The 508-nt window shown below is 60.8% G+C and carries 1 protein-coding gene; it reads left to right on the forward strand.

Going from position 1 to position 508, the window contains the following annotated elements:
* On the forward strand, nucleotides 1-508 hold a 508-nt coding region (locus ACFSX3_RS29995; protein ID WP_379313647.1), incomplete at both ends, for a condensation domain-containing protein.

Raw genomic sequence — 508 nt, forward strand, 5'->3', positions numbered from 1 at the left:
CGGGGTATTTGGAAGCAGCGGCTACGATGGAACGCTACGAGGCGATCGGCCAAGCGGAGCTGCGCGAGTGGTATCCGGCCTCGCCTGCACAGCAGCGGCTGTATGTGGTGAGTCAGTTGGACACCGGGGGCATCGGCTACAACATCCCGTGGGCGCTGGAGATCGCAGGAGAGCTGGATGTGGAACGTGTGCGGGAGAGCTTGAACGAGCTGGCAGCGCGTCATGAATCGTTCCGCACCTCGTTTGCGATGCAGGAAGATCAGCTGATGCAGCGCATCACCGATCGGGTGAATATGCCGCTGGAAGTGACGGACAGCACGGAGGAAGAAGCAAAAACGCAGGTGAAAGCGTTCGTGCGTCCGTTCGATCTGGGCGAAGCGCCACTCCTGCGTGCAGGACTGATCTGCCTGGAAGAGCGGCGGCATGTGCTGCTGCTGGACATGCACCACATCGTCTCGGACGGCGTATCGATGGACGTGTTCGTGGACGAGTTCGCACGATTGTACGC

The sequence above is a fragment of the Paenibacillus rhizoplanae genome (assembly GCF_042684125.1).
Classification (GTDB): domain Bacteria; phylum Bacillota; class Bacilli; order Paenibacillales; family Paenibacillaceae; genus Paenibacillus_AQ; species Paenibacillus_AQ rhizoplanae.